This is a genomic window from Vreelandella sulfidaeris Esulfide1 (assembly GCF_054072535.1).
On record NZ_CM133364.1, the window covers coordinates 1,444,546 to 1,469,285 of the forward strand.

Annotated in this window: 25 protein-coding genes; 15 read left to right on the forward strand and 10 right to left on the reverse strand. The window is 54.7% G+C overall.

The window, feature by feature from the left end; all coding sequences use genetic code 11:
* Positions 1 to 25 precede the first annotated feature (25 nt).
* A complete protein-coding gene (locus ACW44H_RS06620) occupies positions 26 to 1,042 on the reverse strand; it encodes a LacI family DNA-binding transcriptional regulator (protein ID WP_457507919.1) in 1,017 nt (338 codons plus the stop codon).
* 142 nt (positions 1,043 to 1,184) lie between these two features.
* On the opposite strand from ACW44H_RS06620, the gene ACW44H_RS06625 reads away from it, so the two are divergent.
* The 3 genes from ACW44H_RS06625 to ACW44H_RS06635 are packed head-to-tail and all read left to right on the forward strand — an operon-like array spanning position 1,185 to position 4,554.
* Complete coding sequence (locus ACW44H_RS06625; protein WP_457507921.1) at positions 1,185 to 2,693, forward strand: amidase; 1,509 nt, start codon at positions 1,185 to 1,187, stop codon at positions 2,691 to 2,693.
* Between the two features lie 44 nt (positions 2,694 to 2,737).
* Entirely contained in the window at positions 2,738 to 3,562 is an 825-nt protein-coding gene (locus ACW44H_RS06630; RefSeq protein WP_457508953.1) for a methyltransferase domain-containing protein, read from the forward strand.
* Positions 3,559 to 4,554 (forward strand): methyltransferase, encoded by a 996-nt coding sequence (locus ACW44H_RS06635; protein WP_457507923.1) that lies wholly within the window; start codon positions 3,559 to 3,561, stop codon positions 4,552 to 4,554. The genes ACW44H_RS06630 and ACW44H_RS06635 overlap by 4 nt, the downstream gene beginning before the upstream one ends.
* Positions 4,555 to 4,585: 31 nt before the next feature.
* Here the strand turns inward: ACW44H_RS06635 and greB are convergent, their stop codons facing one another.
* Positions 4,586 to 5,116, reverse strand: coding sequence for a transcription elongation factor GreB (greB, locus tag ACW44H_RS06640; RefSeq protein WP_457507925.1), 531 nt, complete (start codon positions 5,114 to 5,116; stop codon positions 4,586 to 4,588).
* Positions 5,117 to 5,287: 171 nt separating this feature from the next.
* On the opposite strand from greB, the gene ACW44H_RS06645 reads away from it, so the two are divergent.
* The 6 genes from ACW44H_RS06645 (at position 5,288) to cysN (ending at position 10,528) form a co-directional block, all read left to right on the forward strand.
* Positions 5,288 to 5,947, forward strand: coding sequence for a hypothetical protein (locus ACW44H_RS06645; RefSeq protein ID WP_457507926.1), 660 nt, complete (start codon positions 5,288 to 5,290; stop codon positions 5,945 to 5,947).
* A 71-nt stretch (positions 5,948 to 6,018) separates the two neighbouring features.
* Positions 6,019 to 6,738, forward strand: a complete 720-nt coding sequence (locus ACW44H_RS06650) for an NUDIX domain-containing protein (RefSeq protein WP_457507928.1) — start codon at positions 6,019 to 6,021, stop codon at positions 6,736 to 6,738.
* 2 nt (positions 6,739 to 6,740) lie between these two features.
* Positions 6,741 to 7,187, forward strand: coding sequence for a DUF1249 domain-containing protein (locus ACW44H_RS06655; RefSeq protein WP_113268271.1), 447 nt, complete (start codon positions 6,741 to 6,743; stop codon positions 7,185 to 7,187).
* Positions 7,187 to 7,933, forward strand: a complete 747-nt coding sequence (locus ACW44H_RS06660) for a metallophosphoesterase (RefSeq protein WP_457507930.1) — start codon at positions 7,187 to 7,189, stop codon at positions 7,931 to 7,933. The genes ACW44H_RS06655 and ACW44H_RS06660 overlap by 1 nt, the downstream gene beginning before the upstream one ends.
* A 175-nt stretch (positions 7,934 to 8,108) precedes the next feature.
* A complete protein-coding gene (gene cysD / locus ACW44H_RS06665) occupies positions 8,109 to 9,086 on the forward strand; it encodes a sulfate adenylyltransferase subunit CysD (protein WP_457507932.1) in 978 nt (325 codons plus the stop codon).
* The gene (gene cysN, locus ACW44H_RS06670) at positions 9,086 to 10,528 is read left to right on the forward strand and encodes a sulfate adenylyltransferase subunit CysN (RefSeq protein ID WP_113268269.1); all 1,443 of its coding nucleotides are present in this window, start codon (positions 9,086 to 9,088) and stop codon (positions 10,526 to 10,528) included. Before cysD ends, cysN begins: the two co-directional genes overlap by 1 nt.
* A gap of 366 nt (positions 10,529 to 10,894) precedes the next feature.
* On the opposite strand, the gene ACW44H_RS06675 is transcribed toward cysN, so the two are convergent.
* The 4 genes from ACW44H_RS06675 to ACW44H_RS06690 all read right to left on the reverse strand — a co-directional run bounded on the left by ACW44H_RS06675 (position 10,895) and on the right by ACW44H_RS06690 (position 14,413).
* Positions 10,895 to 11,944 (reverse strand): IS110 family RNA-guided transposase, encoded by a 1,050-nt coding sequence (locus tag ACW44H_RS06675; protein ID WP_457506804.1) that lies wholly within the window; start codon positions 11,942 to 11,944, stop codon positions 10,895 to 10,897.
* Positions 11,945 to 12,117: 173 nt separating this feature from the next.
* Complete coding sequence (locus ACW44H_RS06680) at positions 12,118 to 12,927, reverse strand: substrate-binding domain-containing protein (RefSeq protein ID WP_457507934.1); 810 nt, start codon at positions 12,925 to 12,927, stop codon at positions 12,118 to 12,120.
* A gap of 53 nt (positions 12,928 to 12,980) precedes the next feature.
* Positions 12,981 to 13,712, reverse strand: a complete 732-nt coding sequence (locus tag ACW44H_RS06685) for an ATP-binding cassette domain-containing protein (protein ID WP_457507936.1) — start codon at positions 13,710 to 13,712, stop codon at positions 12,981 to 12,983.
* The gene (locus ACW44H_RS06690) at positions 13,709 to 14,413 is read right to left on the reverse strand and encodes an ABC transporter permease (RefSeq protein WP_457508955.1); all 705 of its coding nucleotides are present in this window, start codon (positions 14,411 to 14,413) and stop codon (positions 13,709 to 13,711) included. The genes ACW44H_RS06685 and ACW44H_RS06690 overlap by 4 nt, the downstream gene beginning before the upstream one ends.
* A 134-nt stretch (positions 14,414 to 14,547) precedes the next feature.
* Between ACW44H_RS06690 and ACW44H_RS06695 the strand changes: the two genes are divergently transcribed.
* From ACW44H_RS06695 to ACW44H_RS06710, 4 genes are all read left to right on the forward strand, one after another.
* The gene (locus tag ACW44H_RS06695; RefSeq protein WP_457507938.1) at positions 14,548 to 15,435 is read left to right on the forward strand and encodes a substrate-binding domain-containing protein; all 888 of its coding nucleotides are present in this window, start codon (positions 14,548 to 14,550) and stop codon (positions 15,433 to 15,435) included.
* Positions 15,436 to 15,546: 111 nt separating this feature from the next.
* Positions 15,547 to 16,110 carry a type 1 glutamine amidotransferase domain-containing protein gene (locus tag ACW44H_RS06700; protein WP_447045064.1) on the forward strand — a complete coding sequence of 188 codons (564 nt, stop codon included), beginning with the start codon at positions 15,547 to 15,549 and terminating at the stop codon, positions 16,108 to 16,110.
* A complete protein-coding gene (locus ACW44H_RS06705; RefSeq protein ID WP_457507940.1) occupies positions 16,110 to 17,228 on the forward strand; it encodes an App1 family protein in 1,119 nt (372 codons plus the stop codon). The genes ACW44H_RS06700 and ACW44H_RS06705 overlap by 1 nt, the downstream gene beginning before the upstream one ends.
* Before the next feature lie 86 nt (positions 17,229 to 17,314).
* Positions 17,315 to 17,989, forward strand: a complete 675-nt coding sequence (locus tag ACW44H_RS06710) for a zinc metallopeptidase (RefSeq protein ID WP_457507942.1) — start codon at positions 17,315 to 17,317, stop codon at positions 17,987 to 17,989.
* Positions 17,990 to 18,005: 16 nt separating this feature from the next.
* Here the strand turns inward: ACW44H_RS06710 and ACW44H_RS06715 are convergent, their stop codons facing one another.
* The 4 genes from ACW44H_RS06715 to cmoA form a co-directional block, all read right to left on the reverse strand.
* Positions 18,006 to 18,665: a cyclodeaminase/cyclohydrolase family protein gene (locus ACW44H_RS06715; protein WP_457507944.1), complete on the reverse strand. Its 660-nt coding sequence runs from the start codon at positions 18,663 to 18,665 to the stop codon at positions 18,006 to 18,008.
* 29 nt (positions 18,666 to 18,694) lie between these two features.
* Positions 18,695 to 19,009, reverse strand: coding sequence for a thioredoxin family protein (locus ACW44H_RS06720; protein WP_457507946.1), 315 nt, complete (start codon positions 19,007 to 19,009; stop codon positions 18,695 to 18,697).
* A gap of 64 nt (positions 19,010 to 19,073) precedes the next feature.
* Entirely contained in the window at positions 19,074 to 20,099 is a 1,026-nt protein-coding gene (cmoB, locus tag ACW44H_RS06725; RefSeq protein ID WP_457507948.1) for a tRNA 5-methoxyuridine(34)/uridine 5-oxyacetic acid(34) synthase CmoB, read from the reverse strand.
* A 2-nt stretch (positions 20,100 to 20,101) separates the two neighbouring features.
* The gene (gene cmoA / locus ACW44H_RS06730; RefSeq protein ID WP_457507950.1) at positions 20,102 to 20,845 is read right to left on the reverse strand and encodes a carboxy-S-adenosyl-L-methionine synthase CmoA; all 744 of its coding nucleotides are present in this window, start codon (positions 20,843 to 20,845) and stop codon (positions 20,102 to 20,104) included.
* Positions 20,846 to 20,974: 129 nt separating this feature from the next.
* Here cmoA and pgi point away from each other — a divergent pair, with 129 nt between their 5' ends.
* Positions 20,975 to 22,660, forward strand: coding sequence for a glucose-6-phosphate isomerase (pgi, locus tag ACW44H_RS06735; protein ID WP_457507952.1), 1,686 nt, complete (start codon positions 20,975 to 20,977; stop codon positions 22,658 to 22,660).
* A 184-nt stretch (positions 22,661 to 22,844) separates the two neighbouring features.
* Positions 22,845 to 24,740 (forward strand): DNA topoisomerase IV subunit B, encoded by a 1,896-nt coding sequence (parE, locus tag ACW44H_RS06740; RefSeq protein WP_447045072.1) that lies wholly within the window; start codon positions 22,845 to 22,847, stop codon positions 24,738 to 24,740.

Here is a 24,740-nt window from a genome sequence, read left to right on the forward strand (position 1 = left end):
CGCTAGCAAATTCGATAAATAAAGGTCAGGGAGCCGTACTGCCTCGGATGATTAGCCGGGGAGCGTGGCGGTTTTGATAAGGCGGGGTGGGCTTGTTCCGAGCAAGCTGGCTGATCAGGCAAGCAACCGAGTCACGACCGATGCCATCGGTGGGCTGGGCCAGCGTGGTGATGCCAGGTGTTAATAGCTCGCACCACTCCAGTTCATCGATACCCATTAAACCTACTGGTCCCATCGATAGGTTAAGTCGTTTAAAGCACTTCGCCATAGTAAGCAGGGTGGTGCCGTTGCTGCATAACACGGCGCATGGTGAGTCCGCCTGCTGTTCGACATACGTTGCTAATGCCGTTTCACAGGGGTGAAGTTCACTATGACTGAGTATTAGCGTCTGATTTCCCAGACCCATGGCTTCTGCCTGCTCACCAAAGCGTTGCAGCCGCTCCTGTCGGGCGCTAGCCTGCTCCGGGGTTTCACTCACATAGAGTATTGAGCGATAACCCTGTCGGCTCAGGTGCGCTAGTGCCATATCGATAGCAAGGGCATTGTCTAGACCGATCACTTCAGCATTGAGTCGGCTGATGTCACGATCGAGCAGCACCAACGGCACGCCGCTTTCCATTAATGCCTGCAGCGCCTGCCCAGGCTGCCCTGCAGCATTGATGATCAGGCCTTCGACCTGATAAGTAGCCAATGTTGCCAGGTGTTGTTGTTCCAATGCCGGATCATTATCCGTATTACAGACGATCAACGCGTAGCCATAATCGCGGCATGCCAGCTCTACTCCGTGCATGACGGCAATCGAAAATGGGTTGCGTATATCGGCAACCAACATCCCAAGCAGGCGTGAACCGCCTCCTTTGAGCCCTCGCGCCATCTGGTTAGGGCGATAACCTAATGACTTTGCTGACTCGCCGATACGTTGCTGTAGCTCAGCAGAGAGCTTGTCGCGCTCAGTGCCGAAAAAGCGTGAAACGCTGGTTTTAGAAGCGCCTGCCATCTTGGCGACTTCAATCAAGGTGGCCCGACGTGGCGAGATTGGCATTGTACTCAAACACTCTGACACTAAAATGGGAACGTTCCCAACCTTAGGTGTTTTTGCTTTTTAAGACAATACCCGCACAGTAAAGAGAGCAGAGCTGTAGGCCTGCTCTCTGATAGGCTGGTGAAAAACAAGGATGACTGCGATGCATCTTGATGAATACCGGCAGTATGATGCCACCGGTTTGGCTGGGCTGATCCGCAACCGCGAAGTAAGCCGAGAAGAGGTTTTGGAAGCCGCTATAACGGCAATTGAGACTTATAACCCCAAACTAAACGCTGTGGTAAGAACGCGCTTCGAGCGCGCACGGCAAGAGAGCCGGAAGGTAACGGACGATACGCTGTTTGGCGGTGTGCCTACGTTAAGCAAGGATCTTTTAATGGGGCTGGCGGGAGAGCCTTTGTCATTCGGAAGTGCTTCTTTAGCTCACTGGTGTCCAAAGGAGGATGCGACGTTGATTCAGCGCTCTCGGTCAGCGGGCTTGGTGATGGTGGGACAGACTGCAACACCGGAACTGGGCCTGATGGGGATTACTGAGCCGAAAGCTTTTCCCCATCCGCATAATCCGTGGCGGGAAGGATACTCACCCGGCGGTTCCAGCGGTGGCGCTGCTGTCGCGGTAGCTAGTGGTATGGTGCCTATGGCCTTGGGCGGTGATGGAGGGGGATCAATACGTATTCCGGCTAGCTATTGTGGTCTGTTTGGTTTTAAACCGTCGCGTGGTCGGGTGCCATTGGCGCCTGCGCATGGAGAGGTGTGGCAGGGTGCGGTTATCGAACATGCCTTAACCCGCAGCGTTCGTGATAGTGCCGCTCTATTAGAGCATATCAACGGTATGGCGCCTTCCGGCCCCTACCCGGTGCCGCATGAACGAGGCTATGTGGCGGCGCTGTCGTCACCGCGAAAGCCGTTGCGTATTGCCGTATCGATGGGAGAGTCGCTAAGCCGAGGTCTGGGCACGCGTTTGAGTCCCGATATCATTGCCTCTATGAACAAAGCTGCAACGGCGCTGACAGACATAGGCCATCAGGTAGAGTGGTGCGAGCCACCTGTAGATGGTGAGGCCCTGGCCAATAGCTATCTCACTCTCTATTTGGGCCAACTTGCGGCAGATCTGGTATGGATTAGCCAGCAGACCGGGGTGGCCGTTCGTCGATTGGCAATTGAACCCTCAACACGTGCCATTGGCCGGCTGGGAGCGGTGCTTTCAGCGCGCGACTACGAGCTAGCCAAGCGCTACTGGCATACGGCTGCCGAGCAGATGAGTCGTTTTCACCAGCGTTACGACGCGGTGGTGATGCCGGTAGCAGCCGATACTGCCCCGAAAATTGGTGAGCTTTACCCGTCAGCAACAAGAGAGCGGTTAATGTCTCTACTCGCGCTACCCGGTGCTTCGAGCCTGGCGCTGAAAGCAGGACTGTTGCAGCGCTTGGCGGTGGATGCCCTAAGGCGTACGCCCTTTACTCAGTTGGCGAACCTCACAGGGCAACCTGCCATGTCAGTTCCGCTGCATATTGCTAACAATGGCCTGCCGGTGGGCGTTCAAGTACTGGGCCGCATGGGCGAGGACCAACGGCTATTTCAATTAGCGGCTGCTTTGGAGCAACACGATGTTTGGCAACGCCCTTTACCCCGGCAGGCGTTCTGCGCTTAAGCAGGGTAAACTACGCGGCTCTGATGCAACGCTTGGCCTTATGCATGCACCCCAACGATAAATTAACACACTACGAATTAACCCAGGCGGGCGATCGTTATTTTGATGGCCTGGCCGATAAGTTTTCCCGCTCGCTCTACCAGGCGCCCCGTGGAGAGCTGCGTTTGACCATGCTTGATTATTTACTGCCGCAAATGCTGCAGTTAAGTAAACAAAAAGTACTCGATGTGGGGGGTGGTTTGGGCCAACAAGCGGCGTGGTTTGCCGGTCGTGGTCATGCCGTGACCATGACGGAGCCATCAAGCGATATGTTGACGTATGCTCAACAGTGGCATTGTGACGAGAAAACACTGCCCCAAGAAGTGATCACTTACCTACAGGCGCCTTTGCAAGAGCTCCCCCTGCAAGTGCCAGGGCCGTGGTCATTAATTACCTGTCATGCGGTATTGGAGTGGCTGGGCGATCCCCAGGCAGCACTGGCTATTTTAAGCCGTTTATTAGCCCCGGGCGGGCAGCTTAGCTTGATGGTGTTCAACCGAGATGCGCTGCGCTTTTCTAATGTGGTGAAAGGTAATCTCGAAAAAGCCTTGAGCGACCGCCTAGCCGGAAAGGGTAAACGTCAGCGTTTAACGCCTATTTCGCCTGTGTCGCACGAAGAAATTACTCAGTGGAGCGTGGAGAGTGGTCTGCAGATAGTCTCCGTCGCGGGTATTCGCGTCTTTCAAGACTATCTACGCCAACCGCCTGCCACGCCAGCCGAAAATGAAACCCTATTAGCGCTAGAAAAACAGTACTGTCGCCAAGACCCCCATTGGCGGTTGGGCCGTTACTTGCTCTATACCCTGATCAAACCGGAGACCCCTGAATGAGTGCTCAAGATCCTGCTTGCCAACTGTTGGCCCGCCAACGGGATGATTATACGGCCCTCTGGGTTGTTGGCCCGCCATTAGATAGCTGGCTTGTGGACCAGTCAGCGGGTGTTGTGAGCGGTGATTTTGAGGCACTGAATGAATGGAGTGCTAAAAACAAACAAGCCCGAACGCCTTTTGACTTGGCTGAGGGCGAATTAATGGGCAAAGAAATAGTATTGTTTTGGCCTAAAGCACACCAATTGGGCATTTGGTGGTTAAAGTGGTTATGTGAACAGTTACCCAGCGGGACGCCATTTGAAGTTGTCGGTGAACATCAAGGAGGCATTAAACGGGTGCCTAAGATGCTTGAAGAGCTGGGTATGCCTTGCGACAAGCGCGATAATGCCCGGCGCTGTTCGCTGTTTGCCACCCATACCATTGCACCGGAGTCAGCAAGCGAGAGTGCTTGGCAAAACTTTGAGGCGCTAGGGTTAACCCTTGTTAGTCACCCCGGTGTATTTGGCCACGGCAAAGTTGATGAAGGTACATTATTAATGTTGGAAAGCATCGAAAGCAGCTTGCCTAAAAAGCCGCTTAAGGTGCTGGATATGGGCTGTGGCGACGGCATTATTAGCGCCTGGTTGGCCCAACGTGGTCATCATATTACTGCTGTGGATGTTAGCGCCTTTGCCGTCGAAGCCTGCAAACGCACATTAGCCGCGAATGGGCTAAAAGGCCGTGTGTTGAGCAGTGATGTGTTCCGCGCGTTGGAAAACGAGCGATTTGATTGGATTATTAGCAATCCACCTTTCCATAAAGAGCGCGATATCAGCTATGGCCCAAGCCAGCGCTTGATTAGCGAGGCGCCCGAGCATCTAAGTGCAGGTGGCCGCCTCATCATTGTAGCGAATGGTTTTCTGCCTTACCCAGACCACTTGCAGCGCGCGTTTCAGGATTTTGAAACACTGGCGGACAATCGCCGTTTCAAGGTGTATGCAGCGGATAAATAATCGCTGCACACATCATGCATTGGTGCGCATGTCACGAAGAGTAATCAAGGGCGGTAATCGTATAAAACGTATCGCCATTAGGTGTGAGCACTTTTGCCTCATCCCCAATCTGTTTGCCTAATAGGGCTTTAGCCATGGGAGCATCGATACTGATCCAACGCTTTTTGGTATCGATTTCATCGTGACCAACAATCCGTAGATGTACCTGGTCGCCGTTTTCGTCTTCCAGGCTTACATAGGCGCCGAAAAAAACTTTGCTGGTGTCGGCAGGCAGCCGATCAACAATTTGTAATTCGTCTAAACGCTTTGTCAGGTAGGTAATGCGTGCAATGACGCGGTTAAGTTCTTTCTTGTTATAAGTATAATCGGCGTTTTCACTGCGGTCGCCCTGGGCAGCCGCTTCGCCTACCTTCTCTGAAATAGCCGGGCGTTTAACGCGTGATAGATGATCCAGAATCGCGCGCAAGCGGGCCGCCCCCTCTGCGGTAATCAGGTTACTCTTAGGGGCTTGACGCGGATCTTTTGCTGGGTCGCGCCAGCGGGTCATGTTGCGGCCTTTCATTACCTTTTCCCTATCGTGTTTCGAGCTACCTACCTTACGTCAATTACAGGAAGCTTACCAAGCAACATGCATTGATGAGTCATTCAAACGTTCGTTATATTTTTTGCTATATTAGGCAACAGGCCCACCATTCGTAGGCCTACACTGGAAAACAATAATTCAGGAGCATGCATGCGAACTCTCTCTTTTCCACGGATGTCTTTATCACGTTCATTAATTGCCGCCGCCATGGGCAGCGCGTTGGCGCTTATGCCATTAAGTGCAACAGCCTTTGAGGGCGAGCTATTCTCGCTGAAGAACCGTTGGGAACACACCGTGACGGAAATGCCTGCCAATGAGCGGGAAAGCACCCTCAAGTCTTTGGCTGGCGAAGCGGAGCAATTAGCTGAGCAGCACAGCGACGAGGCTGACGTACTGGTATGGCAAGGCATTATTTTGGCGTCATATGCCCGTGAGCGCGGTGGTCTAGGGGCGTTGGGAACCGCAGGTGATGCACGTGATGCATTGGAGAAAGCGGTAGACATAGATCCGCAAGGGCTGAATGGTTCAGCGTACGTGACGCTAGGCGCGCTTTACGACCGCGCACCGGGGCGCCCACTTGGTTTTGGAAATAGCGATACCGCTGAACGCATGTTCCAGCGTGCCCTGGAAATCCGCCCTGACGGTATTGATGTTAACTACTACTATGCAGCTTTTTTAAAAGAAGAGGGCAATGAGCAGGCTGCACGCGAGCACGCTCAGCGGGCGGTAAACGGTACCGCTCGCGACAACCGCCAAGTTTCAGATGAAGCGCTACGTCGCGATGCCGAGGCACTGCTCAACCAACTGTGATCCGTCACTGAATTGGCATTCCCGGTAGCTAGCACTGATAATAGAGCGATTATCAATACCGGGAGTGCCCCATGGCGTCCAGCTCCAAGAACACTTCTTCTCCAAACTCTCCATTGCGAGATGCCCCTTTTCGGAACACGTCGCTTAGCGTGCCGCATTTTAAGCGCGACGATGTTGACCTGCTCAAGCGTGAAACTTTGCATCAAGGGTTTTTTCGCCTCGAAGCCTTAGAGCTTCGCCATCAACTATTTGAAGGTGGCTGGAGCGAGCCCATGCGTCGAGAAGTTCACAGCCGCTTTGATGCGGTAGGCGTGCTGCTTTACGACCCTGCGCGCGATTTAGTGGTTTTGATCGAGCAGTTTCGCGCAGGTGCCGTTGATGATTCGGTTTCGCCCTGGAAACTCGAACTTGTGGCAGGCTTGGTAGAGGATGGCGAGTCGCTGGAAGATGTGGCTCGCCGTGAAGCGTGGGAGGAGGCCGGTTGTAAAGTGGCCGAACTGACCAAACTTCATACGTATTATCCCAGCCCTGGCGCCTGTAACGAGCAAGTGACACTATTTTGTGGTTTGGTGGATTGCCAGGGGCTAGGCGGCATTCATGGCTTAGACGAAGAGCACGAGGACATTCGGGTTCATGTCATGCCTTTTGCCAATGCTTGGGAACTCTTAACGCTAGGGCGGCTCGATAACGCCATGTGCTTGATTGGGCTACAGTGGTTGAATAGCCAGCGAGCCTCTTTACGCGCCGCCTCTCAGCGAGCATTGTCACAAAGTGAAACAAACGAGGAGTGAACATGGCGAGAACGGCCTATGTCACCGATTTAAAATCGCTCCAAGGGGAGTGCAGCGCCAATTATTTACGTTTGGTGCGCCTGGTGGGCGATATGGAGGCCGGCCAGCGTCGTGATATTGCCCTGCGCGGCAATAAACAGTATTTCGGTGATCTCCACCTTTTTATTCAAGAGCAGGCGCCTTACACCACCATGGTGGATGTTTCCCAGACTGGCCCGCTAGATAATGTTATGGAAGGACCGCGTATGCGCGTGCACCTTTATCACGATGTACGCATGGCGGAAGTGACCGACTTTCAGCGTGAGCGACACTTCAGCGGCCGCTACCGTTATCCAAATGCGCGTATGCACCAACCGGACGAAAAGCTGCAACTCAATCGATTCTTAGGCGAGTGGTTAGCGCATGGACTCGCCCACGGCCATACTGTTGATGTGCCGGAGTTGCCCTGATGCGATTGGTACAGGTTACCGATGCGCATCTCCATGCGGATACCGAGGCGCGTTCCCGTGCGGGTATTCCTTGGCGGCAGTTTCAGCAGGTGTTAAGAGCAGTGACCGCCGAACACCCCGACATCGTGATTTTTACCGGGGATATCAGCCAGGATGAATCTGCTGATTCCTACGCATTGGCGGCGCAAGCAATGGCAGCATTGCCTTGTCCCTGGTATTGGCTGCCAGGTAATCACGACCAACTCGCTTTGATGGCCGCGGAGCGCCCGCTGGTGGATGAAGTGGATTTAGGCGCTTGGCGCATGCTGCTGATCAATACCCAAGTGGAGGGCAAACCCCACGGCGAACTGGGAAGCGAGCGGCTAGCTAAGCTCGCTGAACAATTAGAGAACGACGATCGGCCCACGCTGATAGCCATGCATCACCCGCCGGTTGATGTGGGCGCAGTGTGGATGGATGCTATTGGCCTACAAGATCGCGAAGCGTTTTGGGAACTGTTAAGTAACCATTCTCACGTCAAGATCATCCTGTTTGGTCATGCGCACCAAGCCTATGCCGAACACCATCGCAGCGGTGACGCCACCATTGACGTTTATGGTTGCCCAGCCATGGCGGACCAGTTCCTGCCTGGTGCAGAGCACTTCGCGATTGATGAAGCATCACGGCCTGGCTATCGGGTTATCGATTTGGCGTATAGCGATGCCCAGGGAAGCGAGTGGCAGAGCTGGATTGAGCGCATTGATTAGTAGGCTCATCGCACTATCAATCTTAGATAGGTGATTTAGGAATAAAAAGATAGTTATTAATTCTTTTGGGTTATTATCGGCTCGGCGTTACCCTACCTTCATTCGAACGTACATTTTTATAACTTACACTGCTTTTAGCTTGTGTAATGAGCTTGTTCTTATGAGGTAAGGGGCCATGACCCAATTGTCTACGTTGTCTTTAAAAGAGCGGTCTTCAGAGACGCAAGGGGAGGCTTTTAACGCCCCTAATGCCGCGCGCTTGACCCACCTCAAGCAGTTAGAAGCCGAATCTATCCACATCATTCGTGAAGTCGCCGCCGAGTTCGCCAACCCAGTGATGATGTACTCCATCGGCAAAGATTCGTCAGTCATGTTGCACTTGGCGCGTAAAGCCTTTTACCCCGGTACACCGCCATTCCCGTTGATGCATGTAGACACCACGTGGAAGTTTCGCGAGATGATTGAGTTTCGCAATCGCATGGCGGCAGAAGCGGGTATGGAACTGATCGTGCATACCAATGAAGAAGGTCGTGCGGCCAATATCAACCCCTTCGATCATGGCAGTGCCAAATACACCGATATCATGAAAACCCAGGCGCTTAAGCAGGCGCTGGACAAATACGGATTCGATGCTGCTTTTGGCGGCGCGCGCCGAGACGAAGAGGCATCGCGTGCGAAAGAGCGTGTTTACTCGTTCCGTGATAAATATCATCGCTGGGACCCTAAGAACCAGCGCCCTGAGCTGTGGAATGTGTATAACGCCAAGGTTAATAAAGGCGAATCAATCCGTGTGTTTCCGCTCTCCAATTGGACCGAGCTAGATATCTGGCAATATATTTACTTAGAGTCGATCCCCATCGTGCCTCTCTATTATTCAGCCAAGCGTCCTGTTGTTGAACGCGACGGCATGCAAATTATGGTGGATGACGATCGCCTGCCGTTAGCGCCCGGTGAAGTGCCCGAACAGAAATCGGTGCGATTCAGAACACTGGGCTGCTATCCGCTGACCGGCGCCGTGGAGTCCGAGGCCGCGACGCTTCCGGAAATTATTCAGGAAATGCTGCTAACCCGCACCAGTGAGCGCAGTGGTCGTGCTATTGACCGTGATCAAGTGGGTTCGATGGAGAAGAAAAAGCGCGAGGGCTACTTCTAATGTCTCACCAATCTAATTTAATTGCCGACAATATCGAGCAGTACCTGCACGAGCACGAAAACAAAGACCTGCTGCGCTTTATCACTTGCGGCAGTGTGGACGATGGTAAATCGACGCTGATTGGCCGGTTGTTGCACGACTCTAAAATGATCTTTGAAGATCAGTTGGCGGCGATCACCCAGGCCTCTAAAACCAGCGGCACCACCGGTGATACCGTTGACCTCGCCCTGTTAGTGGATGGCTTGCAGTCTGAGCGCGAGCAGGGCATTACCATTGATGTGGCTTACCGCTTTTTCTCCACGGATAAGCGCAAATTTATTATCGCCGATACACCAGGGCACGAGCAGTACACGCGCAATATGGCGACAGGTGCTTCCACGGCGAGCCTGGCAATTATTCTTATTGATGCTCGCTATGGGGTGCAGACCCAAACCCGGCGCCACAGCTTTATTGCGGACCTGCTAGGTATCCAACACTTGGTGATTGCGGTCAATAAGATGGATTTGGTGGGTTTCTCAGAGCAGCGCTTTAACGAGATAGTCGATGAGTATCGTGCCTTTGCTGAGAACCTTCAGGCACCGGACATTCGCTTTGTGCCCATGTCGGCACTGAATGGCGACAACGTAGTGAATCGCAGTGAACAAACCCCCTGGTATTTTACCGCCGGTTATCAAGCGAAAACGCTGATTGAGTTGTTGGAAAGCGTTGAAATCAGTCGCGATCAGAATCTTAGCGATCTGCGTTTACCGGTGCAGTACGTCAACCGGCCAAATCTCGATTTTCGGGGCTACTGCGGTACCTTGGCTGCAGGGGTGCTGCGCCCAGGGCAGGCGGTCAAAGTGTTGCCCTCGGGCAAAACGTCTACCGTGGCGCGGGTTGTTACCTTTGATGGCGATCTTGACGCGGCTTATCCGGGCCAGGCGATCACCGTCACTCTGGTCGATGAGATCGATATCTCCCGTGGCGATTGGTTAGTGGCGGCGGATAGTGAACTGCCGCTCTCGAATACCTTTAAAGCAGATATTGTGTGGATGCACGAAGAGGTATTAACCCCAGGCAAGCTTTATGATTTTAAACTGGCAACGCGTGATCTGTCCGGCCAAGTCAGCGCGGTTGATTACCAAATCGATGTGAATACCCTGGAAAAGCATGCCACTCATTCACTGGGCTTAAACGCGATTGCTCGCTGTGACGTGGAATTAACCGCGGCTATTCCGGTGGATGATTACCGCACTAGCCCGGGTACCGGCAGCTTTATCATCGTTGACCGGCTGACCAATGTCACCGTAGGCGCAGGGATGATTCGCGGGACGGCGAGTGAATCAGCCTCTGCCACGCCATCCACCGATTGGGCTGCCTTTGAGCGTGACCTGAATGCGCTGGTGCGTAAGCACTTTCCACACTGGGAAGCCAAAGATATCAGCGGTTTGTTCAACCGCTAATTGGCGAAAGCTTTGGTCGTGCGCCAAAACATACCAGCGCGACGAATGTACCCTACGTCATTGCGGGGAGCGAAGCGACGCGGCAATCTCGCTTTTGTCATTGCGTATAGGGACTCCTCCCCGGTTGCAAGCGACGATGATGGAAAAACGTAAGCCGATGCGTGCGTATAGTCGGCCTCTCAAGGGGGACGCTATCCCCGGACCCTGATGAATGTCGCGCACCTTCTCTCCTCAACGAGCGGTAGGCTTCTTCAGCCATCGCAATGACCAGGTTTTGAGAAGGTCGGTCTGACCTGTTTTTCATCCATCGTTGCTCGGCAACAAGGTAGTCGCCTCTCGGCGCTTAAACGCTGATGGTATTAACGTTTAGCTCGCCATCAGCGCTGAACTCTCATGAAACTCCTGGCGGTAGGCCTGACCACGGTGTAGGACAGCCCAGGCGGTTCGCACCGTCTTGTTCGCTAGCGCGACTGCCGCCTTGTTCTTGCCAACGCGTGCGACCAGCGCGCGTAGCCAACGGCTTTTAGCATCCTGCTTGTCACCCACGGTGTTGATGGCCGAGTGTGCGCCGCGTATCAGAGCGGCTTTCAGCGAGACTTGACCCGTTCGGCCAATGCCCTTGATCTTCGCGATGCCACCGCTGCTGTGTTGTGTCGGGGTTAATCCCAGATACGCTGATGCTTGGCGACCTTTCTTGAACGCGTTGCCGTTACCGAGGGCGCTATAGAGCTGGGTGGCGACCACCGGCCCCACTCCCTCAATCGCCAACAGTTGGCGACAAGGCATCACCGCACGGCTCATCTGCTCCACGCGTTTATCCAGTGACTGAATACGCTCGTTGAGTCGATCCAGCTCCGCCATTTGCTCGGCAATCAAGTCACGCATCAACATCGAAAGCTCGTTGTCGGCATCTTCCAGGGCGAGCCAGACACGTTGCTTTAACGCTTTCTGCCCCCGACCGCTGATCACTCCATATTCCTGCAATAGTCCATGAACCTGGTTGATCAACTGGGTGCGTTGATGAATATACCTTTCCCGAATGCGGTGCAGGCTCTGAATATCCTGTTGCTCGACGCTTTTGAGTGGGACAAAGCGCATATCAGGGCGCAATCCAGCCTCGACGATCGCGAGCGCGTCATTGGCATCGGTCTTGTGCCCCTTGCGGAAGGGCGTCACAAACTGGGGCGAAATGAGGGCAACGGTATGGCCGAGGGCCTGCAGCTGTCGCGCCCAATAATGCGATCCGCCACACGCTTCCATGAACACCCGACAGGCCGGCTGACGGCGCATAAAATCCAACACCTGATGCCGTTTAAGCTCTTTGTTGACCTGAACACGCGAGGAGCGTGTGTCGACAACACACACTTGAAAAACGCGCTTTGCCAGATCAATACCTATTGTCTTATGCTTGTTCATGACTCTTCCCCTCCGCATTGAAGTGGTTCAGCTATCAATGTAGCTCTCTGAAGCTTCGAGAGGGGAGGAGTCCCTTTCATTGAGCGCAGCGCGGCAATCTCAGAGTTAGTGCCATAGCCGGTATGAGATTGCTTCGTCGCAAGCTCCTCGCAATGACTATGAGTAATTAGGGGTTACTCAGCGTTAGGAAAAAATAGCTGCTGGCCATCTACCTCAAAATCCGCAATAGCTTGCTGACCTTCTTCTGAAACGAGCCACTCGTGCCACTGGGCAGCGAGATCATGCTTCAGGTCTGGGTGTCGCTCTTCAGAGAGCAGCAGGCTACCGTACTGATTGAACAGCGCTTCATCGCCTTCAAACAGCAGCGTTAAATCCTGTGGATTTTCAAACGCAACCCAAGTGGCGCGGTCGGTAAAGGTGTAGGCATCCATACCTGCTGCGGTGTTCAATGTCGGCCCCATGCCGCTACCCAGCTCACGGTACCACTCACCCTGTGGTGTCACCCCGGCATCTTCCCATAAACGTAGTTCAGCGCGGTTGGTGCCACTGTCGTCACCTCGTGAAGCGAACGGGGAACCGCTCTCCGCGATACGCTGCATGGCATCAGTAACGGTTTTGCTGTCACGAATGCCTGCAGGGTCATCACTCGGTCCAACGATGACGAAATCGTTGTACATCACATTGAGGCGTTCAGTGGCATAGCCGTCGGCCACGAATTTTTCTTCACCGGCGGTGTCATGTACCAACAGGCTATCGGCATCACCCCGGCGACCGATTTCAAACGCCTGGCCGGTACCTACAGCCACCACACGAACCTCAATGCCCGTCTCTTCGGTGAAGGTGGGGATGATAGCGTCGAACAAACCTGAATTTTCAGTCGAGGTGGTGGAGGCCAGCGTGATGTAATCATCGGCCGCCATCAGCGCGCCGCTAAAGCTTACTCCCAGGGCGCCGGCGGTAATAAATGCGGTGGCTTTCTTCATTTTATTGCTCCTTCATCATTATTGATTAGTCACAGAGTTCAAGCGCTTCAGGGTTACCAAACCAGCTCGCCCCGAATAAACGCTCCCGCCTCGGAGGAGGTGGGAGCAGTAAAAAAGTCATCGGCAGAGGTATGTTCTATTAATTCGCCGTTATGCAAAAAAAGCACATCGTCGGCTAAGCGGCGCGCTTGATGTAAGTCATGAGTGGTCATAACGATACGTGTACCGCTTCGGTGAAATTCAAGCACCGCATCCTCAACAGCTTTGATAGCGGCGGGGTCTAACGCAGAGGTCGGCTCATCGAGAAACAATACTTGTGGATTTAGCAGCCAAGCCCGTGCCAGTGCTAAGCGCTGCTGCTCACCGCCGGAAAGTACCCGCGCTGGCCGTTTGGCCAAGTGCGTTAAGCCAAACTTTTCAAGTGCGCTCATTGCCTGTGTTTTTCGTACTACCCCCTTAAGTTCGGGGCGTGGCGTTTTGTTAATCGCGAGTACATAGGTTAGGTTTTCGAGCGCAGAACGACGTAACAGCACCGGCCGCTGGAAGACCATGGCTTGTGCAGGTGGCGCGCCTTGCCAGCGCACCTGGCCGCTAGTGGGCGTTAACAACCCATGGGCCAGACGCATTAACAGGCTTTTGCCAGCACCATTCGGCCCCATGATCAGCGTTTTCTGGCAACCGGTAAGGCGTAGTGAGATAGGTTTAAGCAGCGTTTGACCGCGATGGTTAAAAGCCACGCTATCTAATTCAAGGGTGGGGACCGGGAGAGAGTGATGTACGTTCATCCCATCCGCCTTTTTGCTGTCTCGCCAATGGTGTGAGCGATCGCATTAATCATGGTGACCAGGGACAGCAGGATTATCCCCAAGCCTAACGCCATGGGCAGGTTGCCCTTGCTGGTTTCCAACACAATACTGGTAGTCATCACGCGGGTGACGCCATCAATATTGCCGCCGACAATCATCACCGCACCCACTTCCGCACTGGCACGGCCAAAACCCGCAAGTATTACCGTCAGCAGCGCAAAGCGGGCATCCCAGAGTAAGGTTGGAATCATACGGCTGCGAGTTAACCCCAGGGAGTTCAACTGCTCGGCGTACTCGCCGTGGAGTGCTTCAACTTGTTGGCGGGTGAGGGCAGCGATAATTGGTAATACCAGAATCACTTGAGCGATGACCATCGCTGTGGGCGTAAATAGCAGCCCCCATTCACCCAATGGGCCCGCACGTGACAGCAGTAGGTAAACGCAGAGCCCAGCCACCACAGGTGGTAACCCCATGAGTGCATTCAGGGCGATAATCACCACGTTACGCCCTGGAAAGCGCCATAGCGCAAGGGCGGCGCCTAAGGGCAGTGCCAGCAGGCTAGCCACAAATACCGCCATTAGCGATACCTGTAGTGAGAGCACCACAATTGAGATTAACGCACTATCCATGCTCAGGATAAGCGCGAGGGCGGTGCTAAAGGCGTTGTCACTGGTCAGCATTGAATGTGGCGTCATTATTAGGTTCGGTTTGGCATCATCTACCGAATCATGATTGACTGCACCTACGGCTGAAATTAATGCAGTTTTATGCAGTTGAATATTTTCTGTACACATGGCCGCGAGGTGTTATCTCGATGACAGAACGACATACTTATTTAACGACCGCCGAAGTCGCCGACTACCTGCGCTTAAAAGAGCGTAAGGTATATGATCTGGTCAGCCAGGGACTGATCCCCTGTAGCCGGGCAACGGGAAAGTTGCTTTTCCCCCGCCAGCAGATCGACTTATGGGTGCTGAGTCACTTGGATGGGGAACAGGCGCAGCGGTTATCCGTGCCACTCGTGGTTGCTGGCAGCCAGGACCCGTTACTCGAGTGGGCGATTCGGGAAAGCGGCTCTGATTTAGCGATGCTTTGCCAGGGTAGCGGGGATGGTGTGCGCCGCTTGCTTGATGGCAAGGCCATGCTGGCCGGTATTCACCTGTTGGACCCTGACACCCAGCGCTATAACGAACCCAGCGCGATTGGTTTAAGCGGCATGCGTGATCTACTAATGGTGCATTGGGCTAAGCGACGTCAGGGATTGCTATTGCCCGGCAATAATCCTTTGAATATCATGGGCCTGAGTGACTTGCAGCGCCCCCATATCCGCGTTGCACATCGTCAGCCCGATGCTGGGGCGGCAAGATTACTTAGCTGTTTGTTGCAACAAGCGGGGATTGATAGCTCAGCGCTTAACTGGGCACCGCATGCTTCATTAAGTGAAGATGATTTGGCCCTTAGCATAAGCCAGGGGGAGGCGGATGTAGGGCTTGGCGTAGAAGCCGCTGCTCACCGCCAGCAGTTGGCATTTATCCCGCTACATAATGAACCGTTTGATTTGGTAATGCAGCGGCGCAGTTATTTCGAATCCCCCTTTCAGCGGCTGCTGGCATTCACACATAACGCACGCTTTGCTGAGCGCGCCACACAGCTGGGTGGTTACGATATCAGCGAGCTAGGCAAGATCAGTTACAATGCCTAGGCGCCTCTGGAGATCATTATTCCCACGGTAGAGGCTGGCTTGACGCTGTTACTAAATGCGCCACACTAGTGTGGTGTTGTAAACACACATCATCACGAAAAGGAGAGCATGATGAATCAAGCACTAAATGATAAACGTGTCGCTATTCTAGCCACCGATGGTTTTGAAGAATCCGAGCTGAGTTCGCCGCGCGATGCCCTTAAACAGGCAGGCGCAGAGGTTCATGTTGTCACGCCTAAGGGTGATGATATTCGTGCTTGGGCAAAAACCGATTGGGGCGATACCTACAAGTCAGATAAAGCCTTGGCCGATGTCAACGAGGCCGATTATCACGCACTGGTGGTGCCCGGCGGTGTGTTCAATCCCGATGAGCTGCGAACCAATGAGGACGCCTTAAGCTTTGTTAAAGCGTTCTTCGAGTCTGGAAAGCCGGTGGCGGCCATTTGTCACGGACCTTGGATCCTTATTAACGCCGGTGTAGTGGACGGTCGCCGTATGACGTCCGTGCCCAGCATTGCACAAGATCTACGTAATGCAGGCGCTGAATGGGTGGATGAGCAGGTCGTCGTAGACAGTGGTCTGGTGACCAGCCGTACGCCGAAAGACTTGGATGCCTTTAACGCCAAGTTAATCGAAGAGATTCAAGAAGGGCGTCATTCTGGTCAACACGCTTGATGAGCGTACTGCGTCAGTGGGCAAGCTTTGTCAAAAGGCTTGTCCACATTATTGCCAAGCCCATCAAAGGGGACAGTGGTCGTGGTGGAATGGTGGTTCACCCCTACCGTGGCTACGGTTCTCAGCGTGAAGTATTTATTATGGGCAGGGTTTTTCGCCAAGCCGCACTTGGCAGGGCAATCCCTCGGCGCGGAATGCTGCGCGATACGGCTGATGTGGCGCGACGTATTTTGCGCCGAGGTTTAGCCAATGCGCAGGTAGAAGTACGGATTGGCAACAATAAGCTCTGCGTCGGCACAGATCGAGATGGTTATTTTGATGTACATTTGCCCATTACTCACTCTCTGCCTATTGATGTCTCCTGGCATCGAGCCGACATCTTAGTCCACTGCCCAGACCAGTCGCCGGTGCGTACCCACGTAGAAGTTTACGTGCCGCCGCCAGAGGCTGATTTGCTGGTCATCAGTGATATCGATGACACCGTCATGTTCACTGGCGTGGCAGAAAAGCTTAAAATGCTTTATCGATTATTCGTTAAAAAACCCCACCGCCGCACCGCTTTTCCCGGTGTCGCATCGCTCTACCAAGCGTTGCATAGGGGCGTTAGTGAACGTGCTGAGCGGCCAATTTTGTACGTCTCGCGGGGGCCCTGGGCGATATATGAAATGCTCGAAACGTTTTTCCAGATCAATCGCATCCCCGTCGGTCCTATCCTGTTTCTACGCGAGTGGGGAATCTCTTGGCGCCGGCCTTGGCCGCGTCGTGCGGAAGAACATAAGCGCGACTTGATCGACCGCATGCTTACTCTCTATAACGACATGCCATGCATATTAATTGGCGACAGCGGTCAGCACGATCCTGAAGTGTATATCGAGATCGTCAAAGCCTATCCGAATCGCATCAAAGCTATCTACATACGGCGAGTAGACAAAGACCCTAAGCGGGAAGAGGCGATCCAACGGCTGCGTGAAGAATTAACCGACACTCACTGCAATTTGGTGCTGGCCGTCGATAGCGTGCTGATTGCCGAGCATGCCTACGCCCATGGTGATATCTCTAGCCATGGCTTACAGGCAGTGCGCCGTGACGTTGAAGAGCACCGTAACAATCCCGTCTAATAATGCCCGCCTAAGCTGTTGCCAATCCGGGCCACATGGTAAAACGCTACTCTTTGAAGAAACGTGTTTAGCGACTGGGGGCTGCCATGGTTGTTGTGCTGATCATTCTTGCGTTGGCCATTTTTGTGCTCCCCAATATCTGGGCCAAGTGGGTACTCAAGCGCCATACCCGTGGCCGTGATGATTATCCCGGCACGGGGGCCGAGCTTGCCGATCATTTGTTGCGTCGTCTAGGCATTGACGGTGCTAGCGTAGAGCGCACCGAATACGGGGATCACTACGATCCTGAAACGCGCTGTGTGCGGCTTTCTCCGGATAATTACGATGGCCGTTCGCTAACCGCCGTCACAGTGGCTGCCCATGAGGTTGGGCACGCCATTCAGCATTACCAGGGCTATGCGCCATTAATAGCGCGCAGCCGCATGGTGGGGGTTGCTCAAAAAGCTGAAAAGCTCGGTGCAGTATTGATGATGGCGGCACCTTTTTTGTTTCTATTGACGCGCCTGCCGGGTGGTTTAGCGATAGTCATTGCCATGGCGGTGATTAGCTTTGGCACAGCGGCAGTGGTGCACCTGGTAACGCTGCCGGTAGAGTTTGATGCCAGCTTTAATCGGGCGCTGCCACTGCTGAAAGAGTATGTACCGCCCTCCGATATGGCGGGAGCCCGGCATGTGCTCACCGCCTGTGCGTTTACCTACGTAGCGGCCTCGCTGGCCAGCGTGATGAACCTGGGCCGCTGGCTGGTGATTTTGAGAAGGTAGGTAGCGATACCTTTCATTACCCCCGTGACGCTGATTCAGACCCTGACACGCGACCGGGCCCGCCGGCGCTGTCAGTGATGGCCGTCAGCAGCGCATCTGCGCGCTGTGCGAGGCCATCGCGGGAAAGCCTGGCCCGGTCACGGGCGGTCACACTGCCAAGCTGTCCGGCATTGGCATCAATGTTGAGCAGCGCGCTATGCAGCGCGGCGTGAATCAGCCGCGCCCCGGCGAGTGCGTCGCTAACAAACTGGTGTTCGATGTGCTCCCCCGCCTGCTGCGTCATTGCCAGGGCCGCCTCACACAGCTGCGCTGTTTGCAGCGGTACCTCGACAGCAGTTTCGGCCGCTGCATGAATGGCGCTGTTACGCCCTTCATCCTCTTTATCGCGGCCGACGGCTGCCATGAACGCCTCAAAGGCAGCCACGTCCTCCTGCGCCAGCGGCGCCAGCCGCTGTTTAAGCGATGCGCCCTTATCGATCAGCACCTGGCGCGGCGCTGTGGCAGCATGATCCTGGCTCAGATGCAGCCCCTTTAGCACGAGCGCCAGACCCAGATCGGCACTAACCACAGCCACGGCGCCGCAGCCGGGCATTGGCTCGCGTGCCACGGTGTCACGAAAATCGCCCAGGCTGTGCTCCCAGAGCGAGACTGGGTTATTCAACATGCTATCCGACATGGCGTCCTTCCCCGTTTACGGTTCATGCCTTAAAGAATCCGCTCAAGTGCAGCTTCCAACGCCTGGCGCGTCGCGGGACGCACGCAGCGCGCCTGTTCCTGACCGTTCTTCAAAAAGATCAACGTCGGCCAGAGCTTGACCTGATATGTCCGCCCCAAGCGCTTGCCCTTGCCGTCCTCGACACTGATATGGCGCACGCCGAGGTTCCGATCAATCACCTCACGGATCATTGGCTGCGCCGCACGGCAAAAGCCGCACCAGGGCGTGCCAAACTCCACCACTACCGGCCCCTGGCTGGCGTCTAGTTCGCTTCGCTTCGGTACGATGCTATCGGGTATGGTCATGTGTTCTCTCCTGAGGTGATGACAGACCCCGCTTCCATGGAGGCCTGGTTTGTTTCGCGACTGATTAATATAAACGAGATAAACCCGGTTTATTCGCCAATATCACCGCGCGACGCGGTGCGGGGTAGCCTTCAATGGTGCGGCTGCGATCTTCCGGATCAAGAAAATCGGCCAGCGATTGGTAGGTCATCCATTCGGTCGAGCGCTGTTCTTCAAGTGTAGTAAGCGCTTCATCGACCACGCGAATGTTGATAAAGCCGCAGCGCTCTAGCCAGTGGCACAGCGCTTTGGAAGAGGGCAGGAAGTAGACATTGGGCATCGCCGCATAGCGCTCGCCGGGCACAAACACCGTCTGTTCGTCGCCTTCCACTACCAGCGTTTCCAAGACCAGTTCGCCGCCCGGTGCCAGCGCGGCTTTTAGCTGCTGAAGGTGTTCCAGTGGGGCAGGGCGATGATAGAGCACGCCCATGGAAAAGACGGTATCGAAAAAGCCCAGGTTCTCCGGCACATCTTCAATGCCCACTGGTAAAAACTGTGTTCTTCCTCCATCAGCACCGCCGACAAAGTGGCGCACCGCCTGAAACTGCCAGTAAAAGCGCGGTGATGGGTCAATCACCAGCACGAAAGCAGCGCCTGCCCCGGCCATCCGCCAGGCGTGGTAACCGCTGCCACCGCCGACATCAAGCACCTTGCGGTACTTTAAAGGAGCAAGGTGCGGAGCCACTCGTTGCCATTTCCAGTCCGAGCGCCATTCGGTGTCGATATGAATACCGCCCAGTTGGAAAGGCCCTTTACGCCAGGGGGCGAGCTTTCTCAGCAGGTTAAAGCACTGGCGCTGTTGGCTATCGCTAAGTTCGAGATCAACAGTAACTGTGTCGCTGCTTAAGTCGACGCGCCGCTCAGTGGGTAGTGTGGGCAGTTTGGCGACGGCTTTTTCCCAGGCGGAGAGGTCGCCGTGGCGTTGTCGGTCAAGCCCTTGGGCTAGCTGCTCAGGCAGCTTGGCGAGCCAAGCGGTGAGCGAGGAGTCAAGCGCTGCTTGATCTAAAAACGCTTGATAAATTGCGCGATGATCATCGGATAACGGCGCCACCTTTAACCCTCCTTAAACGCAATCAGCGAGGCAAAGTTAAGGTACTGGAACCAGGTCATCGAACGTGGAAAGCCAGCCTGCTTCAAGCGACCATGGAGGGCGTCGAGGGTATCCGGTACAAGTACATTTTCAAGGGCAGTGCGCTTCTGACTGATTTCCAGGTCGCTGTAGCCGTTAGCACGCTTGAAATCATGGTAGCGCTCAACCCGCCAGGCGTTGTCGCGCTCGTCGGCATCCACGGTTTTCTCTGAAAGAATCAATACGCTACCCGGCTCCAGCGCCGCAAAAAGCCGTGCCAATAGCGCATCGCGATCAGCAGCGGGCAGAAACTGCAGGGTAAAGTTGAGTATGATCATGCCCGAAGGCGCATACTCCAATTTGCGAATATCGGCCTCTTCCACCTGCATGGCATGCTCAGGGCACTCCTGCTGGAAGGTCTGCCGCGCCTGAGCCACCATGGCGGGAGATAGGTCAACGCCTGTATAGCGAAAGGCGTCAGGTGATAGTGCACCTGCGAGTGCCAGTCCAGAGGCGCCCAGTGAGCAGCCCAGGTCATAAACATGGGCGCCATGGCGAAGGTGGCGCTGGGCAATTAGGCTCAGCATGCCCAGAATTTGTCCGTAGCCTGGCACCGAGCGGCGGATCATATCAGGAAAGCAGGCGACTACTTTTTCATCGAAAGAGAAGCGCGCTACGCGATCAAGGGGTGTTGAAAAGATAGCGTCACGGTAAGATGCATCACTCATGGGCAAGCCGGGATGGTAAATGAGGCTGAGTAGTTTACGCGCCCTTGTTTACGCAGAACAGAGTTAACGCAGAACAGACCTGTCTATCAAACACCAGGCTACAAGGATCGACGCCACAGGAGAGGGCATATGGCTTCAGCATCAAGCGCTACCCCCGATACGCTACCCGCATGGCAGACGTTAAAGCATCACGCTGAAACGCTGCAGCATGTTCACTTGAAAACGCTGTTTGGTACCGAACCTTCGCGCTGGGAAAGCTTTACTCGCCAAGTGGCAGGCTTGACGCTGGACCTTTCCAAACAGCGCTGGGATGACGATACGCTTGAGCATCTATTTACGCTTGCCAGCGAAGCGGGCGTGCCCTCTGCCATTGAGTCTCTTTTAAGCGGTAAACGCGTAAACGTAAGCGAAAATCGCCCAGCGTTACACACCGCGCTGCGCCTACCTGCCGATGCGACTCTTGAGGTTGAGGGTGAAGATATCGTTGCGGCGGTACACGAAAGCCTTGGCCAGATGGAGCGCTTGGTTCGTCGGCTACATGCTGGTCAGTGGCGCGGAGCCACCGGCAAGCCCATTCGTCATGTGGTCAATCTGGGCGTCGGCGGTTCTGATCTTGGCCCGCTGATGGTGACTCATGCCTTGGCAGACTTTCGTCCCAAGGGTATTCATCCTGTTGAGGTACACTTTGCTTCCACCATGGATGGCTCTCAGTTAGCCGATTACCTAAGCCGTTTAAATCCTGAAACCACTATTTTTGTACTGTCGTCCAAGTCGTTTACCACCATTGATACACTCTCTAACGCCAATACGGCCCGTGAATGGCTGCTGGGCCGTTTAGCCCAGCACGGCGCGACACCGATTAGCGCTGAGTTGGTGATACGCCAACACTTCATTGGCGTTTCGGCGAGCCCTGACAAAATGAGCGAATGGGGAATCACGCCTGAGCATCAGTTAACCTTCTGGGAGTGGGTAGGCGGTCGTTACTCGTTGTGGGGAACCATCGGCTTGCCCATTGCCCTTGTGGTAGGGATGGACAATTTTCGGGAATTCCTTGCTGGCGCTCACGCCATGGACCGGCATTTCTCCGAAGCACCCATGGAAGACAATTTGCCGGTACTGCTAGGGTTGGCAGGCATCTGGAACGTCAATTTTCTGGATATCCGGGCGCACTCTATTTTGCCCTATGACGGTCGTTTGGAGTATTTCGCCGCCTACCTTGAACAGTTGGAAATGGAGTCCAATGGTAAATCGGTCACCCGCCAGGGCCAGCCGGTCAACTACTCGACCTGCCCGGTGCTCTGGGGGCAGCTTGGCCCCAATGCCCAGCACGCTTTTTATCAGTTGCTGCACCAGGGCACCCAGCCAGTAGTGTGTGATTTTATTGCGCCGCTCAAGCGTTACGATGAGGTGGAAGACCCGGATACCCGACGCCACCTTAAAACCCAGCACCGCTTAGCGTTGGCCAACTGCTTTGCCCAGTCGCGCGTATTGATGCTGGGCGACGATGCGATAGACGATGATGGCCCTCGCCCCGAACATAAGCGCTACCGTGGCAACCAGCCTTCAACCACGGTGCTGCTCGATCAATTGACGCCCGCTACCCTGGGGTCGCTTATTGCCCTTTACGAACATAAAGTGTTTGTGCAGGCGGTGATTTGGGATATCAACCCGTTTGATCAGTGGGGCGTTGAGCTGGGTAAACAGATAGCCACGGACACTCAGAAAATCATCGACCACCAGGGGGATCTATCGCGTATGGATGCCTCCAGCCGTGGATTGATTGAGGCGTTTTGGGCCGCTGAGCAAGAGTCATAACTTACCCGCTTTAGGTCGGGGACGCCCCGGCCTACCTGTAACTAATATGGCTAGATATACAGCTTTTTGCTTTTCCGCTATCCTGTGCCCACTTTGCTAGTGACTATTTGTTTAGTCAGGATGTGTTCTGCGCCGGTGACTGCCAGTGCGACGACACGTATTACCCTTCAGGAATCGACGTTACATGACCCAGTTTGATGCCTCTCAGTACGGCGCGAGTTCCATCGAAGTCCTGTCCGGGCTCGAGCCGGTACGTAAGCGTCCCGGTATGTATACCGACACCACACGCCCCAACCACCTTGCTCAGGAAGTGATCGATAACAGCGTCGATGAAGCGCTGGCAGGCCACGCCACCATGATCAACGTCGTGCTGCATAGCGACGGCGGGATCGAAGTGCAGGATAACGGTCGCGGTATGCCGATCGACCTGCATCCCGAGCATGGTGTGTCGGGTGTTGAGCTTATCTTTACCAAGCTTCACTCCGGCGGGAAATTCTCTTCCACCAGTTATCGCTTCTCAGGCGGCCTGCATGGCGTAGGGGTGTCGGTGGTTAACGCACTCTCGCGTAGGTTGGATGTCGAAGTCACCCGCGACGGCGCGCGTCATGCCATGGCCTTCGAGTTCGGCGAAAAAGTCGAAGAGCTGCATGAAATTGGCAAAGCACCCAAGCGGGCGAGTGGCACCCTGGTGCGCTTCTGGCCGGATGAGAGCTACTTCGATAGTCCCAAGTTAGCGCTCACGCGACTAAAACACTTATTGCGTGCCAAAGCGGTGCTCTGCCCAGGGCTAAAAGTCACGCTGGTAGAACCTGACGGTACCTCCACCGAGTGGGAATTTGCCGATGGCCTGCGCGACTACTTGGTCGAGGCCACCGACGGCTACGAAGTGCTCCCCCGCGAACCTTTCGTCGGCCACTTCAATGACGACGAGCACGGCGTCGATTGGGCGGTTCAATGGCTACCGGAAGGCGGCGAAGCGCTGCTGGAGAGCTATGTTAACTTGATTCCTACCCCCCAGGGCGGCACCCACGTAAACGGCTTTCGTTCGGGGCTGCTGGACGCGCTGCGCGAGTTCTGTGAATACCGCAGCCTGCTGCCACGTGGGATCAAATTGACCGCCGATGACCTTTGGGAACGCGCCTCATTTGTGCTCTCGGTGAAGATGCTTGATCCCCAGTTTGCCGGGCAAACCAAAGAGCGGCTTTCGTCGCGAACGATTGCTGGCTTTGTGTCTGGGGTCGTCAAGGACGCTTTCTCGCTGTGGCTCAACCATCACGTGGATCAAGCCGAAGCGATTGCCGAATTGGTCATCAGCGCGGCACAAAACCGCCAGAAAAAAGCTAAAAAAGTCGCCCGTAAAAAGGTGACTTCCGGCCCGGCACTGCCTGGCAAACTGGCGGACTGCTCCGGCCAAGACCCTGCCCAGAGTGAGTTGTTTCTAGTGGAAGGGGACTCGGCAGGCGGCAGTGCCAAACAGGCGCGCAATAGGGAAACCCAGGCGATTCTGCCGCTGCGCGGTAAAATTTTGAATACTTGGGAAGTCGAAACCCACGATATCTATGGTTCCCAGGAAGTCCACGATATCGCCGTGGCCATTGGCGCCGACCCCGGCAGTGCCGATCTGGAAAAGCTGCGCTACCACAAGATCTGCATTCTCGCCGACGCCGACTCCGACGGCCTGCATATCGCGACGCTGCTGTGTGCACTATTTGTGCGCCACTTCCCAAGCTTGGTGGATGCAGGCCATGTTTATGTCGCGATGCCGCCGCTTTACCGTATCGATCTCGGTAAAGAAGTGCACTACGCCCTGGATGAGAGCGAAAAGGCCGCCATTCTCAAGCAACTCGCTAACAAGCGTGGCACGCCCAATGTTCAGCGTTTTAAAGGCTTGGGTGAGATGAGCCCGCTGCAGCTGCGTGAAACCACCATGTCTACGGAAACCCGACGGTTGGTGCAACTGACGTTAACCGATGGCGACGGCACCATGGAAATGATGGATATGCTGCTGGCCAAAAAGCGCGCCAGTGACCGCAAAAAGTGGCTGGAAGATTACGGCAACCTCGCAGACATTGAGGTATAA